The 24,389-nt window shown below is 68.1% G+C and carries 20 protein-coding genes and 1 tRNA gene; 5 read left to right on the forward strand and 16 right to left on the reverse strand.

Features of this window, described 5'->3' with window-relative positions; genetic code table 11:
• Positions 1-21: 21 nt before the first annotated feature.
• A complete protein-coding gene (locus tag ACX1D3_RS14570) occupies positions 22-594 on the forward strand; it encodes a DUF4112 domain-containing protein (protein WP_458994532.1) in 573 nt (190 codons plus the stop codon).
• 36 nt (positions 595-630) lie between these two features.
• Entirely contained in the window at positions 631-2,313 is a 1,683-nt protein-coding gene (locus tag ACX1D3_RS14575; RefSeq protein ID WP_458994533.1) for a glutamine--tRNA ligase/YqeY domain fusion protein, read from the forward strand.
• A gap of 69 nt (positions 2,314-2,382) precedes the next feature.
• Here ACX1D3_RS14575 and tuf read toward each other — a convergent pair whose 3' ends face one another.
• The 8 genes from tuf to rplJ all read right to left on the reverse strand — a co-directional run bounded on the left by tuf (position 2,383) and on the right by rplJ (position 15,989).
• Entirely contained in the window at positions 2,383-3,582 is a 1,200-nt protein-coding gene (tuf, locus tag ACX1D3_RS14580; RefSeq protein ID WP_458994534.1) for an elongation factor Tu, read from the reverse strand.
• Positions 3,583-3,796: 214 nt separating this feature from the next.
• Complete coding sequence (gene fusA / locus ACX1D3_RS14585; RefSeq protein ID WP_458994535.1) at positions 3,797-5,845, reverse strand: elongation factor G; 2,049 nt, start codon at positions 5,843-5,845, stop codon at positions 3,797-3,799.
• A 111-nt stretch (positions 5,846-5,956) separates the two neighbouring features.
• Positions 5,957-6,427 (reverse strand): 30S ribosomal protein S7, encoded by a 471-nt coding sequence (gene rpsG, locus ACX1D3_RS14590; protein WP_458994536.1) that lies wholly within the window; start codon positions 6,425-6,427, stop codon positions 5,957-5,959.
• Positions 6,427-6,798 (reverse strand): 30S ribosomal protein S12, encoded by a 372-nt coding sequence (gene rpsL, locus ACX1D3_RS14595; RefSeq protein ID WP_077340453.1) that lies wholly within the window; start codon positions 6,796-6,798, stop codon positions 6,427-6,429. Before rpsL ends, rpsG begins: the two co-directional genes overlap by 1 nt.
• Positions 6,799-7,091: 293 nt before the next feature.
• Entirely contained in the window at positions 7,092-11,030 is a 3,939-nt protein-coding gene (gene rpoC / locus ACX1D3_RS14600; protein ID WP_458994537.1) for a DNA-directed RNA polymerase subunit beta', read from the reverse strand.
• Between the two features lie 106 nt (positions 11,031-11,136).
• Positions 11,137-14,610, reverse strand: coding sequence for a DNA-directed RNA polymerase subunit beta (rpoB, locus tag ACX1D3_RS14605; protein ID WP_458994538.1), 3,474 nt, complete (start codon positions 14,608-14,610; stop codon positions 11,137-11,139).
• A 311-nt stretch (positions 14,611-14,921) separates the two neighbouring features.
• The gene (gene rplL / locus ACX1D3_RS14610) at positions 14,922-15,317 is read right to left on the reverse strand and encodes a 50S ribosomal protein L7/L12 (protein ID WP_458994539.1); all 396 of its coding nucleotides are present in this window, start codon (positions 15,315-15,317) and stop codon (positions 14,922-14,924) included.
• A 54-nt stretch (positions 15,318-15,371) separates the two neighbouring features.
• A complete protein-coding gene (gene rplJ / locus ACX1D3_RS14615; protein ID WP_458994540.1) occupies positions 15,372-15,989 on the reverse strand; it encodes a 50S ribosomal protein L10 in 618 nt (205 codons plus the stop codon).
• Between the two features lie 286 nt (positions 15,990-16,275).
• Between rplJ and ACX1D3_RS14620 the strand changes: the two genes are divergently transcribed.
• The 3 genes from ACX1D3_RS14620 to ACX1D3_RS14630 all read left to right on the forward strand — a co-directional run bounded on the left by ACX1D3_RS14620 (position 16,276) and on the right by ACX1D3_RS14630 (position 18,921).
• Positions 16,276-17,211: an ABC transporter substrate-binding protein gene (locus ACX1D3_RS14620; RefSeq protein ID WP_458994541.1), complete on the forward strand. Its 936-nt coding sequence runs from the start codon at positions 16,276-16,278 to the stop codon at positions 17,209-17,211.
• Positions 17,212-17,305: 94 nt separating this feature from the next.
• Positions 17,306-18,163 (forward strand): amino acid ABC transporter permease, encoded by an 858-nt coding sequence (locus ACX1D3_RS14625; RefSeq protein WP_458996566.1) that lies wholly within the window; start codon positions 17,306-17,308, stop codon positions 18,161-18,163.
• A gap of 5 nt (positions 18,164-18,168) precedes the next feature.
• Entirely contained in the window at positions 18,169-18,921 is a 753-nt protein-coding gene (locus ACX1D3_RS14630; protein WP_458996567.1) for an amino acid ABC transporter ATP-binding protein, read from the forward strand.
• 7 nt (positions 18,922-18,928) lie between these two features.
• Here ACX1D3_RS14630 and ACX1D3_RS14635 read toward each other — a convergent pair whose 3' ends face one another.
• The 8 genes from ACX1D3_RS14635 to ACX1D3_RS14670 all read right to left on the reverse strand — a co-directional run bounded on the left by ACX1D3_RS14635 (position 18,929) and on the right by ACX1D3_RS14670 (position 24,295).
• Positions 18,929-19,810: an NAD(P)H-hydrate dehydratase gene (locus tag ACX1D3_RS14635; RefSeq protein WP_458994542.1), complete on the reverse strand. Its 882-nt coding sequence runs from the start codon at positions 19,808-19,810 to the stop codon at positions 18,929-18,931.
• Positions 19,807-20,595, reverse strand: coding sequence for a histidine phosphatase family protein (locus ACX1D3_RS14640; protein WP_458994543.1), 789 nt, complete (start codon positions 20,593-20,595; stop codon positions 19,807-19,809). The genes ACX1D3_RS14635 and ACX1D3_RS14640 overlap by 4 nt, the downstream gene beginning before the upstream one ends.
• A gap of 99 nt (positions 20,596-20,694) precedes the next feature.
• Positions 20,695-21,450: an enoyl-CoA hydratase/isomerase family protein gene (locus ACX1D3_RS14645; protein ID WP_458994544.1), complete on the reverse strand. Its 756-nt coding sequence runs from the start codon at positions 21,448-21,450 to the stop codon at positions 20,695-20,697.
• 80 nt (positions 21,451-21,530) lie between these two features.
• Positions 21,531-22,232: a 50S ribosomal protein L1 gene (rplA, locus tag ACX1D3_RS14650; RefSeq protein WP_458994545.1), complete on the reverse strand. Its 702-nt coding sequence runs from the start codon at positions 22,230-22,232 to the stop codon at positions 21,531-21,533.
• Positions 22,233-22,323: 91 nt separating this feature from the next.
• Positions 22,324-22,752 carry a 50S ribosomal protein L11 gene (rplK, locus tag ACX1D3_RS14655; RefSeq protein ID WP_458994546.1) on the reverse strand — a complete coding sequence of 143 codons (429 nt, stop codon included), beginning with the start codon at positions 22,750-22,752 and terminating at the stop codon, positions 22,324-22,326.
• A 56-nt stretch (positions 22,753-22,808) separates the two neighbouring features.
• Positions 22,809-23,612: a transcription termination/antitermination protein NusG gene (nusG, locus tag ACX1D3_RS14660; RefSeq protein ID WP_458994547.1), complete on the reverse strand. Its 804-nt coding sequence runs from the start codon at positions 23,610-23,612 to the stop codon at positions 22,809-22,811.
• Positions 23,609-24,130 (reverse strand): preprotein translocase subunit SecE, encoded by a 522-nt coding sequence (gene secE / locus ACX1D3_RS14665; protein WP_458994548.1) that lies wholly within the window; start codon positions 24,128-24,130, stop codon positions 23,609-23,611. Before secE ends, nusG begins: the two co-directional genes overlap by 4 nt.
• Before the next feature lie 92 nt (positions 24,131-24,222).
• Positions 24,223-24,295 (reverse strand) — tRNA-Trp (locus ACX1D3_RS14670).
• Positions 24,296-24,389 lie beyond the last annotated feature (94 nt).

A 24,389-nucleotide genomic window follows, 5' to 3' on the forward strand; every position in this document is an offset into this window, starting at 1 on the left:
CTATCGGGCATTCTGGACTGCATGACCACGGAACCCGGCCTCACGCCGGCCAGGGCGCTGCACCACGCACAGCCCGGCCCGGATCCGGCTGCGCGCGCGCAGATTCGGGCCGACCTGGCCGCTTCTCCCCCGCCCAAGCCCGCCCAGATGACCCGCACCTTCAGCTACATCCTCGACGACCTGGTGCAGGTGCCCGGCACGAAGGTCCGCATCGGGGTGGACCCGTTCCTTTCCTTCATCCCGTGGGCGGGAACCGCCATGGGCGCGGCGTTCGGCAGCGTGGTCATGGCGGACGCCATCAGGCTCCGGGCACCGCTGCCCGTCCTGCTCCGGATGGGCGCCAACTCGCTGCTGGACTGGGCGCTCGGGATGATCCCCTTCGTGGGTGCCTTCTTCGATGTGGCGTTCCGCGCCAACAAGATGAATCTCAAGCTGCTCAACCGCACGATCGAGAACCGCGAGCTGGTCCGGAAGGCATCGATCAGGTACTGGATCGGCGTGGCGGCTCTCGTGGTCACGATGGTGGCGCTGATGGTCGCCATTCCGGTGCTGGTGATCGCGGGGATCAACCACCTCATCGCCACCACCGGCTGACGGTCCGCACCGCTGGGAGCGTGCTAATTTACCCGCATGACTGAGCCCTCCTCCACGCCGTCGAACTTCATCTACGACGCTGTCAACGCGGACGTGGCCGGCGGGAAGCGCGGGGGACGGGTCCAGACGCGGTTCCCACCGGAGCCCAACGGCTACCTGCACATCGGGCACGCCAAGGCCATCGTCGTGGACTTCGGGGTCGCCGCGGACTTCGGGGGGATCTGCATCCTGCGGCTCGACGACACGAACCCGGAGACCGAGGACACCAGCTTCGTCGAGGGCATCGTCGACGACATCGAGTGGCTGGGATACGAGCCCGCCGACGTGCGGTTCGCATCGGACTACTTCGAGCAGCTCTACGAGTGGGCGGAGCAGCTGATCACCGCCGGCCTCGCCTACGTCGACGACCAGGACAGCGAGGCCATCTCGGCAGGCCGCGGCGGGTTCGGCAGGCCCGGCGTGGACTCCCCGTTCCGCGACCGCCCCGTCGAGGCCAACCTTGAGCTCTTCCGCCGGATGCGCGCCGGGGAGTTCGCCGACGGCTCCCGGGTGCTGCGCGCCAGGATCGACATGAGCCACGAGAACATGCAGATGCGCGACCCGATCATGTACCGCATCCGCCGCGTCGATCACCACCGCACCGGCGACGAGTGGTCGATCTACCCCACCTACGACTGGGCCCACGGGCAGTCGGACGCCATCGAGGGCGTGACGCACTCGATCTGCACGCTTGAGTTCGAGTCCCACCGGCCGCTCTACGACTGGTTCCTCGACCGGCTCGGGGTCGAGGAACCGCCGCGACAGTACGAGTTCGCGCGCCTCGAGCTCACCCACACCGTCACCTCGAAGCGCCGCCTCGCCAAGCTGGTGCTCGACGGCGTCGTCGACGGCTGGGACGACCCCCGCATGCCCACCCTCCGCGGGCTCAGGCGCCGCGGCTACCCGTCCACCGCCATCCGCGCGTTCTGCCGCGAGGTGGGCACCACGCGCACGAACTCCCGCCAGTCGATCGAGGCTTTGGAGAGCTACGTCCGCCGCGACCTCAACCTCACCGCGCAGCGCCGGATGGCGGTGCTCCACCCACTCAAGCTGCGGATCACCAACTGGCCCGTCGACGCCGAGGGTAACCCGGTCGTGGAGCACTTCGAGCTCGCGAACAACCCGGAGCGCGCCGAGGACGGCACGCGGAGCGTCGCGTTCAGCGGCGAGCTGTGGATCGAGCGCGAGGACTTCCAGGAGGTCCCCCCGCCGAAGTACTTCCGCCTCTCCCCCGGCCGTGAGGTCCGGCTGCGGGGCGCCTACTTCGTCACTGCCACGGACGTGGTCAAGGACGAGGACGGCACCGTGACCGAGGTGCTGGCCACCTACGATCCCGCCTCGAAGGGCGGCAACTCGCCGGACGGCCGCAAGGTGAAGTCGACGATGCACTGGGTCTCGGCGCCCCACGCGGAGGAGGCGACGGTGGCGCTGTACAACAGGCTGTTCCTGGCCGAGGCACCGGGCGAGGCCACCGGGGAGGCCCTCGACGACCTCAACCCCGCCTCGCGCGAGCTCCTGCACGGCTGCCGCGTGGAGGCCGCGCTCCGCGACGCCCTTCCCGGCGAGGTGGTGCAGTTCGAGCGCCTGGGCTACTTCGCCGCAGACCTCGACCAGCCGATGCTGTTCCACCGCACCGTGGGCCTGCGCGACGAGTGGGCGGCCATCCAGAAGCGCGGCTGAACCCCGGAGACGCGACGAGGGCCGTGCAGCTTCACGCTGCACGGCCCTCGTCAGGCTCTCAGGCCAGGATCACTTGAGGATCTTGGTCACGTTGCCGGCGCCGACGGTGCGGCCGCCCTCACGGATGGCGAACTTGAGGTTCTCCTCCATGGCGATGGGCTTGTTCAGGTGGACGGTCATCTCGGTGTTGTCACCAGGCATGACCATCTCGGTGCCCGCGGGGAGCTGAACCACGCCGGTCACGTCCGTGGTACGGAAGTAGAACTGGGGCGAGTAGTTCGAGAAGAACGGCTTGTGACGGCCACCCTCCTCCTTGGCCAGGACGTAGACGTTGGCCTCGAAGTCCGTGTGCGGGGTGGTGGAACCCGGCTTGATGACAACCATGCCGCGCTCGACGTCTTCCTTCTTGGTGCCGCGGAGCAGCAGGCCGACGTTCTCGCCCGCGCGACCCTCGTCGAGGATCTTGCGGAACATCTCGACGCCGGTGACGGTCGAGGACTGCTTGGTGTCACGGATGCCGATGATGTCGACGGTCTCGCCGGTCTTGACGATGCCACGCTCGATGCGGCCGGTGATGACGGTGCCACGACCGGTGATCGTGAAGACGTCCTCAACGGGCATGAGGAAGGGCTTCTCGGTGTCACGCGCGGGCTGCGGGATGTGCTCGTCCACGGCGTCCATGAGCTCGAGGATGGACTCGGTCCACTTCGGGTCGCCGTTCAGCGCCGGGAAGGCGGCGACGCGGACGATCGGCAGGTTGTCGCCGTCGAACTCCTGAGCCGACAGGATCTCGCGGAGCTCCATCTCGACGAGCTCGATCAGGTCGGCATCGGCATCGTCGATCATGTCGCACTTGTTCAGGGCGACGACGATGGCCGGCACGCCCACCTGGCGGGCCAGGAGGATGTGCTCGTGGGTCTGCGCCATCGGGCCGTCGGTGGCCGCCACGACGAGGATCGCGCCGTCCATCTGGGCAGCGCCGGTGATCATGTTCTTCACGTAGTCGGCGTGGCCGGGGCAGTCGACGTGCGCGTAGTGGCGCTTCTCGGTCTGGTACTCGACGTGCGCGATGGAGATGGTGATGCCGCGCTGACGCTCTTCGGGCGCCTTGTCGATCTGGTCGAACGCCGAGACGGCATTCCACTGGGGGTACTTGTCGTGGAGCACCTTCGTGATCGCCGCGGTGAGAGTGGTCTTGCCGTGGTCGACGTGTCCGATGGTGCCGATGTTGCAGTGCGGCTTAGTCCGCTCAAACTTGGCCTTTGCCACGAGGGCTCCTTCTTGGGGATGTCGCCTCGCGGGATTGCGGGGCGTCGCTTGTCATTCCTCAGTAGAGGTCAGCATCTGAGCTTAGCGCCCAAACGCATACCTGACCAATCCTAACGGAGGCTCCACGTCAGTCAAACCGGACGGGAGTATCCACGTGAAAAGCGGCCGGCCGGGGAGTTCTCCCCGGCCGGCCGCCTTCGTCAGTGTGGCGGGTTCACTCCCCGCCGCGCGCCTTCGCGACGATCTCCTCGGAGATCATCCGGGGCGTCTCGGCGTAGGAGTCGAACTCCATGGAGTACGAGGCCTGGCCCGAGGTCTTCGACCGCAGGTCCCCGACGTAGCCGAACATCTCCGACAGCGGCACCAGCGCGCGCACCACGCGGTTGCCGTGCTGCTCGTCCATGGACTGGATGTGCCCGCGACGCGCGTTCAGGTCACCGATGACGGTGCCCATGTAGTCCTCGGGCGTGGTCACCTCGACGGCCATGACCGGCTCGAGGATGGCCGGATCCGCCTTGCGGGCGGCCTCCTTGAACGCCTGCGCGCCGGCCAGCTTGAACGCCAGCTCGGAGGAGTCGACGTCATGGTAGGCGCCGTCGGTCAGCGTCACCTTGATGTTGTCGACGGGGTAGCCGGCGAGGACGCCGAACTGCAGCGCCTCCTTCACGCCCGCGTCCACCGCGGGGATGTACTCGCGGGGGATGCGGCCGCCGGTGACGGCGTTGACGAACTCGTAGCCCGAGCCCGGCTCCGTCGGCTCCAGGTCGATGATGACGCGCGCGAACTGGCCCGAACCACCGGTCTGCTTCTTGTGGGTGTACTCGATCTTCTCCACCTTGCGGCGCAGCGTCTCGCGGTAGGCCACCTGCGGCTTGCCGATGTTGGCCTCGACCTTGAACTCGCGACGCATGCGGTCGATGAGCACGTCGAGGTGGAGCTCGCCCATGCCGGCGATGATGGTCTGCCCGGTCTCCTCGTCGGTGTGGACGCGGAAGGTGGGATCCTCCTCGGCGAGCCGCTGGATGGCGTGGGACAGCTTCTCCTGGTCCGACTTCGTCTTCGGCTCGATGGCCTGCTCGATGACGGGGTTGGGGAAGGTCATCGACTCCAGCACGATCGGGTGGCCGGTGTCGCAGAGCGTCTCGCCGGTGCCCGTGTCCTTGAGGCCCATGACGGCGCAGATCATGCCCGCGCCGATCTGCGGGATCTCCTCGCGCTTGTTGGCGTGCATCTGGTAGATCTTGCCGATGCGCTCCTTCTTGCCCTTGGTCGCGTTGAGGACCTGCGAGCCGGAGTGCAGGACGCCCGAGTAAACACGCACGAAGATGAGCTTGCCCAGGTGCGGGTCCGCCGCGATCTTGAACGCCAGCGCGGCCAGCGGCTCGTCGTCGGTGGGGTGCCGCTCGAGCTCCACCGACTCGTCGCCGGGCTTGAAGCCGTTGATGGCGGGAACGTCCATCGGCGAGGGCAGGTAGGCGACGACCGCGTCGAGCAGCGGCTGGACGCCCTTGTTCTTGAACGAGGTGCCACAGACCACGGCCGTGAAGGTGTTGGTGATGACGCCCTTGCGGATGGCGGCCTTGACCTGCGCGACCGTCGGCTCCTCACCCTCCATGTAGAGCTCCATGATGTCGTCGTCGACGTCCGCGAGGCGCTCGATCAACGTGGCGTGGGCGGCCTCGGCGGCCTCCTGCAGCTCAGCGGGGATCTCCTCGATGGTGTAGTCCTCGCCCATCACGGTCTCGCCGCGCCAGGTCAGCGCGCGCATCTCGACCAGGTCGACGACCCCCAGGAAGCCGCCCTCTGCACCGATCGGCAGCTGCAGCAGCACCGGGTCGGTGTTGAGCCGCTCGCGGATGGTCTTGACGCAGTGGTCGAACGAGGCGCCCGTGCGGTCCAGCTTGTTGATGTAGCAGATGCGCGGCACGTTGTACTTCGTGGCCTGACGCCACACCGTCATCGACTGCGGCTCGACGCCCGCGACACCGTCGAACACCGCGACGGCGCCGTCGAGGACGCGCAGCGAGCGCTCCACCTCGACGGTGAAGTCGACGTGCCCGGGCGTGTCGATGATGTTGATCTGGTGGTCCTTCCAGAAGCAGGTCGTCGCGGCCGACGTGATGGTGATGCCGCGCTCCTGCTCCTGCTCCATCCAGTCCATCGTGGCGGCGCCCTCGTGGACCTCACCGATCTTGTAGGTCTTGCCGGTGTAGAACAGGATGCGCTCGGTGGTGGTGGTCTTGCCGGCGTCGATGTGCGCCATGATGCCAATGTTGCGAACCTTGGACAGGTCGGACACTATGCAGCCCTTCGGAAGTAGAACGTGGTGTGAAACAGGTGATGCCCCCGGGCCTCACGACCCGGGGGCAGGCGATCACCAGCGGTAGTGCGCGAAGGCGCGGTTGGCCTCAGCCATCTTGTGCGTGTCCTCGCGGCGCTTCACCGAAGCACCGAGGCCGTTGGAGGCGTCGAGGATCTCGTTCATCAGGCGCTCGGTCATCGTCTTCTCGCGACGGGCGCGGGAGAAGCTGACCAGCCAGCGCATGGCCAGCGTGTTCTGACGGGCCGGCTTGACCTCGATCGGCACCTGGTAGGTGGCGCCGCCGACGCGGCGGGACTTGACCTCCACCGACGGCTTGACGTTGTCCAGCGCGCGCTTGAGCGTCTGCACGGGATCGGTGCCGGTCTTGGTGCGGGTGCCCTCGAGGGCGTCGTAGACGATCGACTGGGCGACGGTCTTCTTGCCGTCGAGCAGGATCTTGCTGACCAGCTGCGAGACGAGCGGGGAGCCGTACACCGGATCGATGATGACGGGGCGCTTCGGGGCGGGACCCTTGCGAGGCATTACTTCTCCTTCTTCGCGCCGTAGCGGCTGCGGGCCTGCTTGCGGCCCTTGACACCCTGGGTGTCGAGCGAGCCGCGGATGATCTTGTAACGAACGCCGGGCAGGTCCTTCACACGACCGCCGCGGACGAGCACCATCGAGTGCTCCTGCAGGTTGTGGCCGACGCCCGGGATGTAGGCGGTGACTTCGATGCCGGAGCTCAGGCGCACACGAGCGACCTTGCGCAGCGCGGAGTTCGGCTTCTTGGGGGTGGTGGTGTACACGCGGGTGCACACGCCGCGGCGCTGGGGCGAACCCTTGAGCGCGGGCGTCTTGTTCTTCGAGACTTTGTCGGTGCGGCCCTTACGGACCAGCTGCTGAATAGTTGGCACCTGTTGGTATCACTTTCGTTGTCTGGGCGGACGTTGAGATTTCCCTGGCGCAACCCTTGTCGACGCGAGTTGGGGTCACCGTTCCCGCTTCGCGGCGCATAGAGCTGCCGTGCGAACTCCGCACAGGTCTGGTCTCTTCGCAACGAATAAGAGCGCCAGGATCATGCCAGGGCACGCACAAATGGGCCCGAGCAACCGGGCACGCCTGCCAAGGTTACTCCAGCGCCCCATCAGGGTCAAAATGCAGGAGGAGGACCCGGGCTGAACCCGGGTCCTCCTCATGCGGGGATGTGTCAGCGGATCTCGCCGAAGTCCATCTCGTCGAGCGGGACGGCGGGGCCGACCACATCGGAACCGAACGAGTAGTCGTACGGGTCGTAGCTCATGGTGTATGCGCTGGCGCGCGCCTCCTCGGTGGGCTCCACCCGGATGTTGCGGTACCGGTCGAGACCGGTGCCCGCCGGGATCAGCTTGCCCAGGATGACGTTCTCCTTCAGGCCCTTGAGCGTGTCGCTCTTGCCCTGGATCGCCGCGTCCGTGAGGACCTTGGTGGTCTCCTGGAAGGAGGCCGCCGACAGCCAGGACTCAGTGGCCAGGGAGGCCTTCGTGATGCCCATGAGGACGGGGCGACCCTCCGCGGGCTTGCCGCCCTCGGTGAGCGCCTTCCGGTTGGCGGTCTCGTAGGACGCGCGGTCCACGAGCTCGCCCGGCATCATCGTGGTGTCACCCGAGTCGATGACCGTCACGCGACGGAGCATCTGCCGGATGATGATCTCGATGTGCTTGTCGTGGATCGGCGCGCCCTGGGTGCGGTACACCCGCTGGACCTCCTCCACGAGGTGCTCCTGCACCTTGCGGAGGCCGCGGACACGCAGGACGTCCTGCGGGTCCACCTGGCCGGCGGTCAGCTGCTGACCGATCGTGACCCGGACGCCGTCCTCGATGTGGATGCGGTGGCCGTGGTGGTCCTCGAACTCCAGGCGGGCGCGACGCGCCACCGGGTACTCGAGGTCCTCGCCGCCGTCGTCACGCACGATCACGATCTTGCGGCTGCGGTCCCCGTCCTCGATGCGCACGACGCCGTCGGCCTCGGTGATCGGGGCCTTGCCCTTGGGCTGACGAGCCTCGAACAGTTCCGTGACTCGCGGCAGACCCTGGGTGATGTCGTCGCCGGCCACACCACCGGTGTGGAAGGTACGCATCGTCAGCTGCGTGCCGGGCTCGCCGATGGACTGGGCCGCGACGATGCCGATGGCCTCGCCGACGTCCACCGTCTTGCCGGAGGCCAGCGAGCGGCCGTAGCACATGGCGCAGGTGCCCACCGACGACTCACAGGTGAGGACGGAGCGGACCTTGACCTCGGTCACGCCCGCCTCGATGAGCAGGCGGATCTCGGCGTCGCCGAGGTCGGTGCCGGCCTGGACGAGCACCGCGCCCGAGGCGTCGACCGCGTCGACCGCGAGGGATCGGGCGTAGACGGCCGTCTCCACCTCGTTCGACATCTCGACGGTGGCGCCCTCGGCGAACGGCTCCGTGGCCACCCGGACGGGCTTACCCGTCTCGTCGGCGCCGGGCTTCGTCCAGGTGGCGATCACCTTGAGCAGGCCGCGCTCGGTGCCGCAGTCCTCCTCGCGGATGATGACGTCCTGCGACACGTCCACGAGACGACGGGTCAGGTAGCCCGAGTCCGCCGTGCGCAGGGCGGTGTCCGCCTGGCCCTTTCGGCCACCGTGCGTCGAGATGAAGTACTCGAGGACCGACAGCCCCTCACGGAAGTTGGACTTGATGGGCCGGGCGATGATGTCGCCCTTCGGGTTGGCCACGAGGCCACGCATGGCGGCGATCTGACGCATCTGCGTCATGTTTCCTCGGGCCCCGGAGTCCACCATCATGAAGATGGGGTTGTCCTTGGTGAAGTTCGCCTTCATGGCCTCGGTCAGTTCGGCCGTGGCGTCGGTCCAGATGGCGATGAGCTCCTGGCGACGCTCGTCCTCGGTCACGGTGCCGCGCTCGTAGAGCTTGTCGATCTTCGACGCGCGCGCCTCGTAACCCTCGAGGATCTGGGCCTTCTGCGGCGGGGTCTGGACGTCCGAGATGGACACGGTCACGCCGGAGCGCGAGGCCCACTTGAAGCCCATGTCCTTGAGGTTGTCCAGCGCCGCGGCGACCACGACCTTCGGGTAGCGCTCCGCCAGGTCGTTGACGATCTGGCCGAGGACCTTCTTGCCCACCACCGTGTTGACGAAGCCGAAGTCCTCCGGCAGCGCCTCGTTGAACAGGGCGCGCCCGAGCGTGGTCTCGACCAGGAACGAGCCGTCGGCCCGCGGCTCGAGGCCGTCGATGACGACGTCGGTGAGCCGGATCCGGATGTTCGAGCCGATGGAGAGATCCCCCCGGTCGAACGCCATGATGGCCTCGGCGAGCGACGAGAAGCTCCTACCCTCGCCGGCTCCCGGGCGCTGCAGCGTCAGGAAGTAGTGGCCGATGATCATGTCCTGCGTGGGCATGGTCACCGGGCGGCCGTCGGCGGGCTTGAGGATGTTGTTGGTCGACAGCATCAGGATGCGGGCCTCGGCCTGCGCCTCCGCGGACAGCGGGAGGTGCACGGCCATCTGGTCACCGTCGAAGTCCGCGTTGAACGCGGTGCACACGAGCGGGTGGATCTGGATGGCCTTGCCCTCGATCAGCTGCGGCTCGAAGGCCTGAATGCCGAGGCGGTGCAGGGTGGGTGCACGGTTCAGCAGCACGGGGTGCTCGGCGATGACCTCTTCGAGGACGTCCCAGACGACGGGGCGCTGGCGCTCCACCATCCGCTTGGCCGCCTTGATGTTCTGCGCGTGGTTGAGGTCGTCGAGGCGCTTCATGACGAAGGGCTTGAACAGCTCCAGCGCCATGGCCTTCGGCAGGCCGCACTGGTGCAGCTTCAGCTGCGGGCCCACCACGATGACCGAGCGGCCGGAGTAGTCGACGCGCTTGCCGAGCAGATTCTGGCGGAACCGGCCCTGCTTGCCCTTGAGCATGTCCGAGATGGACTTCAGCGGCCGGTTGCCCGGGCCGGTGACGGGGCGGCCGCGGCGGCCGTTGTCGAACAGGGAGTCCACGGCCTCCTGCAGCATCCGCTTCTCGTTGTTGACGATGATCTCGGGGGCGCCGAGGTCAAGCAGTCGCTTGAGGCGGTTGTTGCGGTTGATCACGCGGCGGTACAGGTCGTTGAGGTCCGACGTGGCGAAGCGGCCACCGTCGAGCTGCACCATGGGGCGCAGGTCCGGGGGGATGACCGGGACGGCGTCGAGCACCATGGCCGACGGGTGGTTCTGGCCGGACAGGAACGCCGCGACCACCTTGAGCCGCTTGAGCGCGCGCGTCTTGCGCTGGCCCTTGCCGGTGGCGATGATCTCGCGCAGGTTGACCGACTCGGCCTTGAGGTCGAAGGACTGCAGGCGCTTCTGGATGGCCTCCGCGCCCATGGAGCCCTCGAAGTACTTCGAGAAGCGCTTCTTCATCTCGCGGTAGAGCATCTCGTCGCCCTCGAGGTCCTGGACCTTGAGGGTCTTGAACCTCTGCCACACCTCGTCGATGCGGTCCAGGTTGCGCTGGGCACGGGTGCGGATCTGGCCGGCCTCACGCTCGGCCGCCTCGCGGACCTTGCGCTTGATGTCGGCCTTCGCGCCCTCCTCCTCGAGCTTGGCGAGGTCCTCCTCGAGCTTGCGCATGCGCGCCTCGATGTCGGCGTCGCGGCGGGTGGCGACCTGCTTGGTCTCCACCTCCACCTTGGCCTGCAGCGAGGAGAGGTCCCGGTGGCGGGCCTCCTCGTCGACGGCGGTGATCATGTGCGCGGCAAAGTAGATGACCTTCTCGAGGTCCTTCGGGGCGATGTCGAGGAGGTAGCCGAGCCGGCTGGGGACGCCCTTGAAGTACCAGATGTGGGTCACGGGCGCGGCCAGCTCGATGTGGCCCATGCGCTCGCGGCGCACGTTGGAGCGGGTCACCTCGACGCCGCAGCGCTCGCAGATGATGCCCTTGAAGCGCACCCGCTTGTACTTGCCGCAGTAGCACTCCCAGTCCCGGGTGGGACCGAAGATCTTCTCGCAGAAGAGGCCGTCGCGCTCGGGCTTGAGCGTGCGGTAGTTGATGGTCTCCGGCTTCTTGACCTCGCCGTGCGACCACTCGCGGATCTGGTCGGCGCTCGCGAGACCGATCCGCAGCTCGTCGTAGAAGTTCACGTCCAGCACGTTGCTTCTCTTTCCCCTACGCGTCTCGCGTAGGCGCTGTTTCGATGAAAAGTCTGAGTTGTTGGCCCGGGCCGGTCAGGCCCGGGGGGTGACTGAGCGCAACAGCTCAGACTTCACCGACATCCATGAAGTTGTCGCTGCCGGGGCGGCGACCGAGATCGATGCCGAAGTCCTCCGCCGACCGGATGTCGTCCTCGGACTCACGCAGGTCGATGACCCGGCCGTCGTCGGAGAGCACCTCCACGTTCAGGCAGAGGGACTTCATCTCCTTGACGAGGACCTTGAAGGACTCGGGGATGCCCGGCTCGGGGATGTTCTCGCCCTTGACGATGGCCTCGTAGACCTTCACGCGGCCCGGCACGTCGTCGGACTTGATGGTGAGGAGCTCCTGGAGTGCCCAGGCGGCGCCGTAGGCCTCGAGGGCCCACACCTCCATCTCGCCGAAGCGCTGGCCACCGAACTGCGCCTTACCACCCAGCGGCTGCTGCGTGATCATCGAGTACGGGCCGGTGGAGCGGGCGTGGATCTTGTCGTCGACGAGGTGGTGGAGCTTCAGCATGTACATGTAGCCCACGCCGATCTTCTCCGGGTACGGCTCGCCGGAACGGCCGTCGAACAGCCACGCCTTGCCGCCCTCGTCGACGAGCCTGTCGCCGTCGCGTGTGGTGAGCGAGTTGGCCAGCAGCCCGGCGATCTCGGCCTCGTTGGCGCCGTCGAAGACGGGGGTGGCGACCTTCGCGTTGCCCTCCATGCGTCCCAGACCGACCTCGCGCAGGCGCTCGGCCCAGCCCTCCTGGACGTCCGAGATGTCCCAGCCGGTCTTGGCGATCCAGCCGAGGTGGTTCTCGAGCACCTGGCCGACGTTCATGCGCGAGGGCACGCCGAGCGGGTTGAGCACGATGTCCACAGGGGTGCCGTCCTCGAGGAACGGCATGTCCTCCACGGGCAGGATCTTCGAGATGACGCCCTTGTTGCCATGGCGGCCGGCGAGCTTGTCGCCGTCGGAGATCTTGCGCTTCTGCGCCACGTGGACGCGGACCAGCTGGTTGACGCCGGGGGGAAGCTCGTCGTCGTCCTCGCGGTTGAAGACGCGCACGGCGATGACCGTGCCCGACTCGCCGTGGGGCACCTTGAGGGACGTGTCGCGGACCTCGCGGGCCTTCTCGCCGAAGATGGCGCGCAGGAGGCGCTCCTCGGGCGTGAGCTCGGTCTCGCCCTTGGGCGTGACCTTGCCCACGAGGATGTCACCGGCGGAGACCTCGGCGCCGATGCGCACGATGCCCCGCTCGTCCAGGTCCGCCAGCATCTCGTCTGAGACGTTGGGGATCTCGCGGGTGATCTCCTCGGCGCCCAGCTTCGTATCGCGGGCGTCCACCTCGTGCTCCTCGATGTGGATCGAGGTCAGCACGTCGTCCTGGACGATGCGCTGCGAGAGGATGATGGCGTCCTCGTAGTTGAGGCCCTCCCACGGCATGAACGCCACGAGGAGGTTCTTGCCGAGGGCCAGCTCGCCCTGGTCCGTGCAGGGACCGTCGGCGAGCGGGGTGCCCACCTCGACGCGCTCCCCCGGCTTCACCAGCGGGCGCTGGTTGATGCAGGTGCCGGCGTTGGAGCGCACGAACTTGTCCAGCTTGTAGGACTGGTAGGTGCCGTCGTCGTTGGAGATCTCGAGGATGTCCGCCGACACCGAGGTGACCACGCCCGGCTTCCGGGCGAGGGTGACGTCGCCGACGTCGACCGCCGCGCGGTACTCCATGCCGGTGCCGACGATGGGTGCCTCGTTGCGGACGAGCGGGACGGCCTGGCGCTGCATGTTGGCGCCCATGAGGGCACGCGACGCGTCGTCGTGCTCGAGGAACGGGATGAGTGCCGTGGCGATGGAGACCATCTGCCTGGGCGACACGTCCATGTACTCGACGTCCGTGGCGGGGATCTGGTCCACGTCACCGTGCTTGAGGCGCACGAGGACGCGCTCCTCGGTGAGGCGGCCGCCCTGGTCCACGCCGGCGTTGGCCTGCGCGATGGAGTAGCGGTCCTCCTCGTCGGCGGTGAGGTAGTCCACCTGATCGGTGACGACACCATCGACGACCTTGCGGTACGGGGTCTCGATGAAGCCGAAGGCGTTGACGCGGGCGAACGAGGCCAGCGAGCCGATGAGGCCGATGTTGGGGCCTTCAGGGGTCTCGATGGGGCACATGCGGCCGTAGTGCGACGGGTGGACGTCACGGACCTCCATGCCGGCGCGGTCACGCGACAGACCGCCGGGGCCCAGCGCCGACAGGCGACGCTTGTGCGTCAGGCCGGCCAGCGGGTTGTTCTGGTCCATGAACTGCGACAGCTGCGAGGTGCCGAAGAACTCCTTGAGCGCAGCCGTCACGGGACGGATGTTGATCAGGGTCTGCGGCGTGATGGCCTCGATGTCCTGCGTGGTCATGCGGTCACGCACGACGCGCTCCATGCGGCCGAGGCCGGTGCGGAGCTGGTTCTGGATCAGCTCGCCGACCGTGCGGAGGCGACGGTTGCCGAAGTGGTCGATGTCGTCGGCCTCGACGGGGAGGTCGCCCAGCATCTCGCGGTGCTCGTGCAGCGCCACGATGTAGCGGATCGCGGAGGCGATGTCGTCGATCGTGAGGACCTGCTGGTCGAACGGCAGGTCGAGGCCGAGCTTCTTGTTGATCTTGTACCGGCCGACCTTGGCCGTGTCGTAGCGCTTGGGGTTGAAGTAGTAGTTGTCCAACAGCGCCTGCGCCGCATCGCGCGCCGGCGGTTCGCCCGGGCGCAGCTTGCGGTAGATGTCCAGCAGAGCCTCGTCCTGGGTCTTGACCGAGTCCTTCTCCAGCGTCAGGCGCATGGACTCGTACTCGCCGAACTCCTCGAGGATCCGGTCCTCGGACCAGCCGAGGGCCTTCAGCAGGACGGTGACGTTCTGCTTGCGCTTGCGGTCCAGGCGGACGAAGACCATGTCGCGCTTGTCGATCTCGAACTCCAGCCACGCGCCGCGCGACGGGATGACCTTGCAGGAGAAGATGTCCTTGTCGGAGGTCTTGTCCGGGGTCTGCTCGAAGTAGACGCCGGGAGAGCGCACGAGCTGCGAGACGACGACGCGCTCGGTGCCGTTGATGATGAAGGTGCCACGGTCCGTCATGAGCGGGAAGTCACCGATGAAGACGGTCTGGCTCTTGATCTCACCGGTGTCGTTGTTGACGAACTCGGCGGTCACGAAGAGGGGCGCGGCGTACGTGACGTCGCGGTCCTTGCACTCCTCGATGGTCCACTTGGGGCTCTCGAAGCGGTGGTCACGGAACGACAGCGACATCGTCTCGTTGAAGTCCTCGATGGGCGAGATCTCCGCGAAGATCTCCTCCAGCCCGGACCGGGTGTTGACATCGGTGCGTCCGGCGGCCAGTTGCTCGGCCACCTTGGCCTGCCAGGTCTCGTTTCCGATCAGCCAGTTGTAGGCATCGATCTGCAGATCCAGGAGGTTTGGAACCTCCAGTGGCTCATGAATCTTCGCGAACGAGATTCGGCCGGTGGATGATACGACATTGGTGTTCTTCAACGCAGAGCGCGAGGCGGCCAAGATTCGGTCCTTCCAAGAACGCTTGAAGCAAGTGTTTTCGTGCACCACGAAGGACCCGTGTCAAGTCACGGGCGCAACGCATAGCTGGGCAAACAACCACTATAGACCAATAGGCACAGGACGGCAACCACCGCAGGCCTCAACTCGGGCCCTGCGGTTCGACGGCGATCCACGCTGACCGCTTCGCCAACGATGATAGCGCCCGGGGGCGGCGGTGCAAGCGGCGGCCCCGGGACGGATCGGCCGGGCATGCGGAACGGCCCGCCCCCTTCCGGGGACGGGCCGTTCGCGGTGGCGTGAGCCGCGTCAGATCACTTGAACTCGACGGTGCCGCCGGCGGCCTCGAGGGCCTCCTTGGCCTTGGCCGCGGTGTCCTTGTCGACCTGCTCCAGGACGGCCTTGGGGGCGCCCTCGACGAGGTCCTTGGCCTCCTTGAGGCCGAGCGAGGTCAGCGCGCGCACCTCCTTGATGACGGCGATCTTCTTGTCGCCGCCGGAGGTCAGGATGACGTCGACCTTGTCGGAGACCTCCTCGTCGGCGCCGGCGTCGTCGCCGCCCGCGGCAGCGGGAGCAGCGGCGGCAACCGCAACGGGAGCCGCAGCGGTGACACCGAAGGTGTCCTCGAACAGCTTCACGAACTCAGAGAGCTCGATGAGGGTCATCTCCTTGAAGGCGTCAAGGAGCTCGTCAGTGGTGAGCTTCGCCATGGTGGGCGTTCCTTTCGTAGAAAGACTTGTGATCGCAGCGGGCGCTGCAACGGATCACTCCGCAGCGTCTGCTGCTTCGGGTGCCGCCTCAGCGGCGGGGGTCTCGTCCGTGGCTTCGGCGGCAGGCGCGGAGCCGGCGCCACCGATCAGGGAGGGGTTGGCCTCGGCAGCGGTCTGCAGAGCGCCGAACACGCGGGCACCCTGCGACAGCGGGGCGGCCAGCATGTATGCGGCCTTGGCCAGGTTGGCCTGCAGAGCGCCGGCCATCTTGGCCAGCAGGACCTCGCGGGACTCGAGGTCCGCGAGCTTCAGCACGGCCTGGGCGTCGAGGAACTTGCCCTCGAGCACACCACCCTTGATTGCCAGAGACGGATGCGCCTTTGCGAAGTCACGCAGCCCCTTGGTGGCGGCAGCGACATCACCTGTGACGAACGCGATGGCCGTGGGTCCGGTGAGGGTATCTTCGATCCCCTCGATGCCGGCTTCCTTGGCCGCGATCGCCGCAAGGGTGTTCTTCGCAACGGCGTAGCTGGCGTTCTCACCGAGGGATCGACGAAGGGTCTTCAGATCCTTGACGGTGAGACCGCGGTACTCGGTCAGCACTGCCGCCGCGGAGTTGCTGAACTGGTCAGCGAGCTCTGCGACCTTGGCAGCCTTGTCCGGCTTCGCCATGTGGTCTCCTTCCGGTCTAACATCCTCGCGCCGCCCGGGTGGACGGGAGAGGACCGAATCTCGCTGACGCAAAAAACGCCCCGACGCCGGCGGCGCGGGGCGACCCATGGGACATGGGAGGCTGATCACGTTCACCTGCGCGGGTGCCTTGCGGCGTTTATGGCTGGTGCCACCTGCGGTCTTCGGCTCGGCTGACTATACCCACCCCGGAACCGGACCCCAAATCGGCGGTCCCGGAGGCAGGGCGATCGCGGGCCGCCGTGGCGGGTGCATTAACCTGTGCTCCTTGAAGACACGCATTCTCGAGAGGACCCTCATGCGTCGCATCCTCGCCGCCGGCCTGCTGGCCACCCTCGCCGTCAGCGCCTGCAGCGCCTCGGCCACCACCCCGTCCGCATCCGGAGAGGCGGCCGGCTCGGACCGCAGCTTCGACGTCTCCGGCGTGGCCAAGGTGGACGACATCGCCGCCCTGCTCCCCCAGGCCATCGCGGACAAGGGGACGCTGACCATCGGCGCCGCCATCGACTACGCTCCGGCCGAGTTCCGCGCCGAGGACCTCACCACCGCCATCGGCTACGACGTCGACCTCGGCAAGGCCATCGGCAAGGTGCTGGGCGTCGAGACCGAGGTGGTCGACGGCGAGTTCGCGTCGCTGCTGCCGGGCATCGGCACCAAGTACGACATCGGTATCTCGTCGTTCACCATCACCGACGAGCGCACGGCCAACTTCACGATGATCTCCTACATCACCGTGGGCTCCAGCTTCGCGGTCAAGGCCGGCAACCCCGACGGGTTCGACCCCGAGGCGCTGTGCGGCAAGACCATCGGCGTCCAGACGGGCACCTGGCAGGAGGAGGAGCTCGCCACCTTCACCGAGGCCTGCGAGGCCGACGGGCAGGAGCCGATCGAGATCCTCCCCTACGCCAAGCAGTCCGACGTGACCACCAACCTCGTGGGCGGCAAGGTCGCGGCGTTCTACGCCGACTCCACTGTGGCCTCCTACGCCGTGGCGCTGACCGGCGATCAGCTCGAGGTGGTGGGCGGGGTCCGCGACGCGGCCCCGCAGGGCATCGTCGTGGCGCAGGACGACACCGAGCTTGCCGCGGCCATCCAGCAGGCCGTGCAGCATCTCATGGACGACGGCACGTGGCCGGCCATCCTGGACAGCTGGGGCGTCACCGACGCCGCGCTCGACACCGCCGAGATCCACCCGCAGGCCTGACATGCGGCAGCCCACGCCGGAGCTGATCCACGCCCGCCCGGTCCGCAGGCCCAGCCTGTGGATCTGGTCGGGCGTGGTCCTGCTGCTCGTGGCCATGCTGGTGCATGGCCTGCTGACCAACCCCAACTACCGCTGGGACGTGGTCGGTCAGCACCTGCTGGACCCGAGGATCGTCTCCGGCCTGGGCTGGACCCTGCTGCTCACCGTCGGCGCCATGGCGCTGGGCATCACGCTGGCCGTCACCACGGCCATCATGCGGATGGGCACCAATCCCATCCTGCGCGGGGTGGCGTGGGCCTACATCTGGTTCTTCCGCGGCACCCCCGTCTACACCCAGCTCGTCTTCTGGGGGCTGCTCCCCGTCCTCTACCCCAGGCTCAGCCTGGGCATTCCGTTCGGGCCGGAGTTCTTCCAGTTCACGACGCAGGACGTCATCAACGCCGGCGTGGCCGCCGTGCTCGGCCTCGGCCTGAACGAGGGTGCCTACCTCTCGGAGATCGTCCGCTCGGGCCTGAACTCCGTCGACAAGGGCCAGTGGGAGGCCTCGACCGCCCTGGGCATGAAGCGCTCGACCACGCTGCGCCGGATCATCATCCCCCAGGCGATGCGCGTCATCGTGCCGCCCACCGGCAACGAGACCATCTCGATGCTCAAGACCACGTCGCTGGTGCTGGCCGTCCCGTTCAGCCTCGAGCTGACCTTCGTCACCAACGCCATCGGCAACCAGAACTTCCTGCCCGTGCCCCTGCTCATCGTGGCCGCCATCTACTACCTGGTGATCACCTCGATCCTCATGGTGGGCCAGTCCTACCTGGAGGCGTACTACGGCCGCGGGTTCGACACCGACACCACCGGCCGCGCGAAGCCCGCCAAGGCCATGTCCCGGCGCCAGCAGGCCATCCTCGCCTCCGGCACCGTCCACGCCGACCCCAACCTGGAGGTGACCCCGTGACGGCGATGGTCGACGCGCAGGCGGTCCACAAGCTCTTCGGCGAACTGCACGTGCTCAAGGGCGTGGACCTCACCGTCGCGCGCGGCGAGGTGTGCGTGATCCTCGGGCCCTCGGGCTCGGGCAAGTCCACGCTGATCCGCTGCATCAACGAACTGGAGCAGATCAGCGCCGGCCGGATGTACGTCGACGGCGAGCTGATGGGCCTGCGCGAGGTCGGCGGCCGGCTCCACCGGCTGAGCGACAAGGAGATCGCCGCGCAGCGGGCCCGCGTCGGCATGGTCTTCCAGCGCTTCAACCTGTTCCCGCACATGACCGCCCTCGAGAACGTGATGGAGGCCCCGCGCCAGGTGCGCCGGGTGCCGCGCGCGGAGGCGGAGCGCCTCGCCCGCCAGCAGCTCGAGCGGGTGGGCCTGTCGGACCGGGCGGACCACTACCCGGCGCAGCTCTCCGGCGGGCAGCAGCAGCGGGTCGCCATCGCCCGGGCGCTGGCCATGGAGCCCGAGCTCATGCTCTTCGACGAACCCACCTCCGCGCTCGACCCCGAGCTGGTCGGCGAGGTGCTGGCCGTCATGAAGTCCCTGGCGGCCAGCGGCATGACCATGATCGTGGTCACGCACGAGGTGGGGTTCGCCCGCGAGGTGGCAGACCAGGTGGTCTTCATGGACGAGGGCGTGATCGTTGAACGCGGCACCCCTGAAGAGGTCATCGACAACGCCCAGCAGCCGCGCACCAGGGACTTCTTCGCCAAGGTCCTCTGACCGGCCCTCAGCCGATCTCGAGCAGCGCCTGGGGGATCTCCGCGGGCAGCTCCCCGGCAAGGTAGCCGGTGGGGCCGAAGCGGGATGCCAGGCGCCCGCCGATGGCGCCGTGCAGGTGCGCGGCCCACACGGCGGCCTGGGCGGGCTCCGCGCCCCTGGCGCACAGGCCGACGGTGATGCCCGCCTTGACGTCCCCCGACCCCGCCACGCCGAGGCCGGCGTTGCCCTCGTCCGAGCGCCACAGCCGCCCGTCGGGCGTGCTGATGAACGTGCTGGTGGAGCCCGAGCTGACCACCGCCCCGGTGGCCCGCGCCAGCCTCAGCACCGCCGACGCCGGGTCTCCGGCCACCTCCTCCTCGTCCTCGCCGAGGGTGAGCGCGAGCTCGCTCAGGTTCGGCGACAGGACCAACGAGTCGAACCGGTGCCCGCGCGTCAGGTCCTCTGTCAGCCACGCGAGCGCGAGCGCGTCCAGCACCACCGGCCCGCTCAGCAGCGGCGCGACCGCGCCCACCACCTCGACGGCGGAGGCCACGTCCAGCATCCCGGGGCCGAGGAGCGTGGCGTCTGCGCCGTCGGCGTAGTCGTCGACGGCGGCCGCCGCGTCCGCCGTGAGGTCACCCTCGCGGGTGGACCGCGCGCCGCGCACCAGCGACTCGGGCATGGCCACCGCGAGCGCGACGGCCACCGCCTCCGGCACCACCAGCTGGGTCTTTCCCGCCCCGGCGCGCATGGCGGCCCTGGCCGACAGCAGCACCCCGCCGGGGTTGGGCACGCTGCCTCCCACGATCAGCGCGCGGCCGCGCGAGTCCTTGTCGCCCGCCGAGGTCGGCAGCGGCCAGTCGCGCAGCACGGCGGCGGTCACGACGACCTCTGCGCCGCGGGCGCTCATGCCCGCCGCCCTGGAGTCGGGTCCTCGTCGGCGCGGTCGCGGGCGTGGCCCGGCTCCCGGGTGACGTGGGCGCCGCCGCTGCCCAGGAGCGCGCTGACGTCGTCGCGGGCCACCAGCGTGAGGGCGCCGTCGTGGGCGCGGTACCTGGTCATGGAGCAGTTCGCGACCGGCTCCTCCTTCTGCAGCGCGACGACGCGGGCCGCGTCCAGCCCCTCGAGGACGTAGCGGAAGGCCAGGATCACGGCCTCGTGGCTGAACATCCACACCCGCTCCCCCGGGAAGCGGGCCTGGAGCTCCACCAGCAGGCTCCGGATCCGGAGGATGACGTCCGCCCAGGACTCCCCGCCGGGCGGGCGGTAGTAGAACTTGCCCACCCTCGCCCGCCGCTCCGACTCCTCCGGATGGTCGGCCTGGATGCCGTACCAGGTGACGCCGTCGAAGATGCCCAGCTCGCGCTCGCGTAGGCGCTCGTCGAGGAGCACCTCCACGCCGAGGTGGGCCAGGGCGATCTCCGCCGTGGCCACTGCCCGCCGGTACGGCGAGCTGATGACGACGGTGGGCCGCTCGGCTGACGGTGTCGCGGCGAGGTGCTGCCCCAGCGCCCCGGCCTGGCGGCGTCCCTCGTCGGACAGGTCGATCAGCTCGTCGGTGGTGGGGAGGTCCAGCCGGTGGGCCTTCGCAGCCATCGCCGCGTGGTCAGCCACGTTGCCGAGGCTCTGCCCGTGCCTGACCAGCACGATCTCCGCGGGTCCGGCCGGTGTCCCCTCAGTGGCGACCGTCGACATGGCGCTCCCTTCATCCGTGGAACTCCACCCTACGGCGGGGTCCGGGGACGTGCTGGTCAACGCGGTCACCCGCGAGGGGGGTCGGCCGGCAGGGGTGACTCACTCGGGGCGCCAGGTGAACCTGGGCGGCCGGCGCTCTCGGAAGGCCGCCATCCCTTCGGGGAGGTCGGGGCCGGAGTTGGCGCGCTGCACCCACGAGATCGCGGTCTCGGCGTCGAGGTCGCGTCCGACCAGAGCGTCGACGATCTCCTTGGAGGCCCGCAGGGTCAGCTGTGAGAGCCCAGCCATGACCTCGCCCATGGCGATGGCCGTCTGGAGGGCCCGGCCGGCCTCCACCACATCGTTGACGAGGCCCACGCCGAGCGCGCGGCGGGCATCCAGGCGGGCGGCGGTGAACAGCATCTCCTTGGTGACGGCGGGACCCATGAGGTTGATCATCCGCTGCGTCGCGGAGACGGGGTAGACGATCCCAAGGGTCGCCGGCGGCACCGAGAACGTGGCGGTGTCCCCCGCGACCCTGAGGTCACACCCCACGGCGAGCTCGAGCCCCCCGCCGTAGCAGGCCCCCTCGATCGCCGCGATGACCGGCTTCGGGCTCCTCGCGAGGGCCAGCTCGGCGTTGACGGGACCCTCGGCGTGATGCAGCTCGTCCAGGCCCCCGATGTCCGACCCGGCGCAGAATGTGGCCCCCGCCCCCGTCAGGACGACGGCCGTCACCTCGGGGTCCGCGTCCAGCTCCCGCATGAGCGTCGGTATCCGGCGCCACATGCCGTCGGTCATCGCGTTGCGCTTCCCGGTGTTGTTCAGGGTGATGACGGCGATGCTGCCCTGGCGGTGGAGGTCGACGGTGGCCATGGGCCCATCCTGTCACCGCGGAATGCGCATCGGGGCGGGCACCCGGAGGTGTCCGCCCCGATGTGGGGTGCTGGCGAGGCTCAGGCCTCGGCGGGCTTCGTCGCGGTGATGTCGACGAGGACGCTGGGGCTCATGGTGGCCGAGACGGCGACCTTGCGCAGGTAGCGGCCCTTCGACGCGGAGGGCTTGAGGCGGAGGACCTCGTCCAGCACGGCGAAGTAGTTCTCGATGAGCTGCTGATCGGTGAAGGACTTCTTGCCGATCAGGAACTGCAGGTTGGCGTGACGGTCCACGCGGAACTCGATCTTGCCGCCCTTGATGTCGGAGACGGCCTTGGCCACGTCCATGGTGACGGTGCCGGTCTTCGGGTTCGGCATCAGGCCGCGGGGGCCGAGGACGCGGCCGAGCCGGCCGACCTTCCCCATCAGGTCAGGGGTGGCGACGACGGCGTCGAAGTCCAGGTAGCCGCCGGCCACCTTCTCGATCAGCTCGTCGGTGCCGACCTCGTCGGCACCAGCGGCGCGCGCGGCGTCAGCCTTGTCACCGGCGGCGAAGACGAGGACCCGGGCCGTCTTGCCAGTACCGTGCGGAAGGTTGACCGTGCCGCGGACCATCTGGTCTGCCTTACGGGGGTCGACGCCCAGGCGGACGGCGACGTCGATGGTCTCGTCGAACTTGGCCGACGCCATCTCCTTGATGAGGCGGAGGGCCTCCTCGGGGCTGTATGCCTGCGACTCGTCGCGCTTCTCCGCGGCGCCGCGGTAAGCCTTGCTGTGCTTCATGCTGGTTCCTTTGATTCCGCCGGCCTCGTGGGTCCGGTCGACCAGTTCTGGTGTGGGGAGCACTCCCCTGCCAGGGTGATTGGGGGGTGGATCAGTCGACGGTGACGCCCATGGAGCGGGCGGTGCCTTCCACGATCTTCATGGCGGCCTCGACGTCGTTGGCGTTGAGGTCCGGCAGCTTGGTGGTGGCGATCTCGCGGACCTGGTCCTTGGTGAGCTTCGCCACCTTGGTGGTCAGCGGGTTCGCGGAACCGCTCTTGATGCCGGCGGCCTTCTTGATCAGCTCGGCCGCGGGCGGCGTCTTCGTGATGAAGGTGAACGTGCGGTCCTCGTAGATCGTGATCTCGACGGGGATGACGTTGCCGCGCTGGGACTCCGTGGCGGCGTTGTACGCCTTCACGAACTCCATGATGTTGACGCCGTGCGGACCGAGGGCGGTACCGACCGGCGGCGCCGGGGTGGCGGAGCCGGCGTTGAGGGCGACCTTGACGAGGGCCGCTACCTTCTTCTTGGGAGGCATGGGGGTCCTTTACCTGTGTGGATGGAAGTGCCCGCTAGCGGGCGCAACGCACAATCTTAGACGACTTTCTCGACCTGCTTGAACTCGAGGTCGACGGGGGTCTCCCGGCCGAGGATCTCGACGAGCGCGATGAGCCGCTGATTGTTCGGGTTGAGTTCGGTGATCGTGGCGTGGACCCCGGTGAAGGGTCCGTCGACCACCATGACGGAGTCTCCGACGGCAAAGTCGATGACTTCGACCTTCTTCTTCCGCGCAACCGCGGCACCGGCCTGGGCGGCGTTGACCTTGGCGATCACGGAAGGAGTCAGCATGTTGAGGACCTCGTCGATCGACAGCGCCACCGGCTGCTGCCCGTGCCCGACGAAGCCCGTGACCGAGGGGGTCTGCCGCACGACGCTCCAGGAGTCGTCGGTCAGCTCCATCCGGATGAGGACGTAGCCGGGCAGCACGCAACGCGTGACGGTCTTGCGCGCGTTGTTGCGGATCTCGACGACCTCTTCGGTCGGCACGACCGTCTCGAAGATGTAGTCCTCCATGTTGAGGGTCTGGGCGCGCGAGTCCACGTTCTGCTTGACGCGGTTCTCCATGCCCGAGTAGGTGTGGATGACGTACCACTCGCCGTACTTCGACTCGAGCTCCGTGCGCAGCTCCTCGAGGGCGGCGGCCAGGGCGTCGTCCTTGTCCGCGGCCTCCTCGGCCTCTGCGGCGTCCGGCTCCTCGTCGGCGAGGAGGACGGGCGCCTCCTCGGGTTCGTCGTCGCCGAAGGCGCCGAGGTCGATCTCCACCTCGTCCGGAGCGGACTCCTCGATGGCGCCGAGGTCGATCTCGAAGTCGATGTCGTTGCGGTCAGAGTCGGTCATGTGTTGCTCCCAAAGATCTGCAGGAGGAACCAGCCGAAGGCCAGGTCCAACACTCCCACGATGAAAATCATGATGAGCACGAAGACGAGCACCGCGCCGAACATGGTCACCAGTTGCGGCCAGGTGGGCCACACCACCTTCTTGAGTTCGCCGGCGGACTGCCGGACGAACTCGGCCGGGTTGCCGGCCCTGTAGGGGTCCTCGGCCTCGGTCACCGAGGCGTTGCGCTTGCGCGTGGGTGCCGCCTTGCGGACGGGCGCCTTGGCGGTGCGGCGCTGGATCGCCGGGGTGGCGGCGGCGGTCAGCTCGTCCTCGGTGAACTCGCGTTCGTGCTCGGAGATGACGTCGTCGTCCGAGGGCGCAGGCTCGAGCGTCACGTCCTCGTCGGCCGCCATGGCTTCCGCCTCGGCCTCGGCCAGGGCCTCCTCGTCGGAGACGATCTCGTCGGCGTCGGTCGTTGCGGGCTCGTCGGACACGATCTCCTCGTTGTCCGGCTCGTCGTGCGACTTGTCGCTCACGCCGACCTTCCCTTCCCAGAAACAAACAAAATGCCTCACCGACACGAGTGTCGGCAGGCGGGCGAGGCAACCGGAATTCGACGGCCGCCTAGCAGGGCAGGAGGGACTCGAACCCCCAACCTGCGGTTTTGGAGACCGCTGCTCTGCCAATTGAGCTACTACCCTTTACGGCCGCATCCCCCGTGGCCCGAGCGCATTTTGAGCGCGCTTGGACAATGGCGACTTGACCGGTTTTCCCTACTATATGCGCTCCGGCTTC

The sequence above is a fragment of the Tessaracoccus yangjingae genome (assembly GCF_054483935.1).

Coding starts and splice junctions, on each gene's coding strand:
- ACX1D3_RS14570 (WP_458994532.1), top strand. CDS start 22: ATGACCACGGAACCCGGCCTCACGCCGGCCAGGGCGCTGCACCACGCA.
- ACX1D3_RS14575 (WP_458994533.1), top strand. CDS start 631: ATGACTGAGCCCTCCTCCACGCCGTCGAACTTCATCTACGACGCTGTC.
- fusA (WP_458994535.1), bottom strand. CDS start 5,845: ATGGCGCACATCGACGCCGGCAAGACCACCACCACCGAGCGCATCCTG.
- rpsG (WP_458994536.1), bottom strand. CDS start 6,427: ATGCCTCGCAAGGGTCCCGCCCCGAAGCGCCCCGTCATCATCGATCCG.
- rplL (WP_458994539.1), bottom strand. CDS start 15,317: ATGGCGAAGCTCACCACTGACGAGCTCCTTGACGCCTTCAAGGAGATG.
- rplJ (WP_458994540.1), bottom strand. CDS start 15,989: ATGGCGAAGCCGGACAAGGCTGCCAAGGTCGCAGAGCTCGCTGACCAG.
- ACX1D3_RS14625 (WP_458996566.1), top strand. CDS start 17,306: ATGCTGGTGCATGGCCTGCTGACCAACCCCAACTACCGCTGGGACGTG.
- ACX1D3_RS14630 (WP_458996567.1), top strand. CDS start 18,169: ATGGTCGACGCGCAGGCGGTCCACAAGCTCTTCGGCGAACTGCACGTG.
- ACX1D3_RS14635 (WP_458994542.1), bottom strand. CDS start 19,810: ATGAGCGCCCGCGGCGCAGAGGTCGTCGTGACCGCCGCCGTGCTGCGC.
- ACX1D3_RS14640 (WP_458994543.1), bottom strand. CDS start 20,595: ATGTCGACGGTCGCCACTGAGGGGACACCGGCCGGACCCGCGGAGATC.
- ACX1D3_RS14645 (WP_458994544.1), bottom strand. CDS start 21,450: ATGGCCACCGTCGACCTCCACCGCCAGGGCAGCATCGCCGTCATCACC.
- rplA (WP_458994545.1), bottom strand. CDS start 22,232: ATGAAGCACAGCAAGGCTTACCGCGGCGCCGCGGAGAAGCGCGACGAG.
- rplK (WP_458994546.1), bottom strand. CDS start 22,752: ATGCCTCCCAAGAAGAAGGTAGCGGCCCTCGTCAAGGTCGCCCTCAAC.
- nusG (WP_458994547.1), bottom strand. CDS start 23,612: ATGACCGACTCTGACCGCAACGACATCGACTTCGAGATCGACCTCGGC.